1 protein-coding gene is annotated in these 1940 nt (G+C 65.2%); it reads left to right on the forward strand.

The window, feature by feature from the left end; all coding sequences use genetic code 11:
* A partial coding sequence (gene dxs, locus ABF821_RS20900; RefSeq protein WP_415531460.1) for a 1-deoxy-D-xylulose-5-phosphate synthase occupies positions 1-1940 on the forward strand: 1940 nt, incomplete at both ends.

Here is a 1940-nt window from a genome sequence, read left to right on the forward strand (position 1 = left end):
CCCCACCCGCGGCCGTTTTCCGTTGCTGGATCGTGTTTCGTATCCTGTTGACCTTCGGAACCTGTCGATCGAGCAACTGAAGCAGGTCGCGGACGAGCTGCGGTCGGAGACGGTCGAGACGGTCTCCACCACGGGCGGACATCTCGGGGCCTCGCTGGGCGTGGTGGAACTGACGGTCGCGATCCATGCCGTGTTCGACACCCCCGACGACCGGCTGATCTGGGACGTGGGCCATCAGGCCTACCCGCACAAGATCATCACCGGACGCCGCGACCGCATCCGCACCCTGCGCCAGCCGGGCGGCCTGTCGGGCTTCACCCGCCGCTCGGAGAGCGAATACGACCCGTTCGGCGCGGCCCATTCCTCCACCTCCATTTCCGCTGGTCTCGGCATGGCCGTGGCGCACCATCTGCGCGCCGAGGAAGACCCGTCCTACCGCGAGCGCAATGTCATCGCGGTGATCGGCGATGGCTCGATCTCCGCCGGCATGGCCTACGAGGCAATGAACAACGCCGCCGTCGCCGGTGAAGGCGCGGAACGGCTGATCGTCATCCTCAACGACAACGAGATGTCCATCGCGCCGCCGGTCGGCTCGATGTCGAACTACCTCTCCCGCCTGATGTCCTCGCGCCAGTTCATGGGCCTGCGTGACCTCGCCGGAAAGGTGGTCAAGAAACTGCCCAACCGTCTGGAACGCACCGCCAAGAAGGCCGAGGAATATGCCCGCGGCATGATCACCGGCGGCACGCTGTTCGAGGAGCTGGGCTTCTATTATGTCGGCCCGGTCGACGGCCACGACATGAGCCAGCTGGTGCCGATCCTGCGCAACCTGCGCGACACGGATCAGGGCCCGATCCTGCTGCATGTCATCACCGAGAAAGGCCACGGCTACAAGCCGGCCGAGGCCGCGGGCGACAAGTATCATGCCGTGGCGAAGTTCAATGTCGTCACTGGCGAGCAGAAGAAGGCCCCTCCGGGACCGCCGTCCTGGACCAACGTCTTCTCCCGCGAGCTGATCGACCGCGCCACCACGGACAACCGCATCACGGCCATTACCGCCGCGATGCCATCCGGCACGGGCCTCGACAAGTTCGCCACCAAATTCCCTGACCGGTTCTTCGATGTCGGCATCGCCGAACAGCACGCAGTGACCTTCGCCGCCGGCATGGCGACGGAAGGGCTGCGGCCGTTCTGCGCGATCTATTCCACCTTCCTGCAGCGCGCCTACGATCAGGTCATGCATGACGTGGTGCTGCAGAAGCTGCCGGTCCGCTTCGCCATCGACCGCGCCGGTCTGGTCGGCGCCGACGGCGCGACGCATGCGGGTTCGTTCGACATCGCCTATCTGGGCTGCCTGCCGGGCATGACCATCATGGCGCCGTCCGACGAGATCGAACTGCTGAACATGACGGCCACGGCCTGCGAGTTCGATGAAGGCCCGATCGCCCTGCGTTATCCGCGCGGCAACACCTACGGTCTGGAGATGCCCGCGAAGGGCGAGATCATCCAGATCGGCAAGGGCCGCATTGTCCGCGAGATGGGCCAGCAGTCCGGCCGCGAGAAGGGTGGCATCGCTATTCTGTCGCTTGGCCCGCGTCTGCAGGAAGTGCTCAAGGCCGCCGACCAGCTCGCCGCGCACGGCCTGCCGCCAACCGTGGCCGACGCCCGCTTCGCCAAGCCGCTGGATACGCAACTCGTCGAGCAGCTTGCCCGCGACCACGCCGTGCTGATCACCATCGAGGAAGGCTCAGTCGGCGGCTTCGGATCGTTTGTGGCCCAGCATCTCTCGAAGACCGGCCTGCTCGACAATGTCCGTCTGCGCACCATGACGCTCCCGGATATGTTCATCGACCATGACAGCCAGTTCGAGCAATACAACGTCGCTCAACTCAACGCGCCATACATCGTCAAAACAGCTCTCAACGCGTTGGGGGTGAGCG

Origin of the sequence: Gluconacetobacter sp. (assembly GCF_047721585.1) — a bacterium.
Lineage (GTDB): Bacteria > Pseudomonadota > Alphaproteobacteria > Acetobacterales > Acetobacteraceae > Gluconacetobacter > Gluconacetobacter dulcium.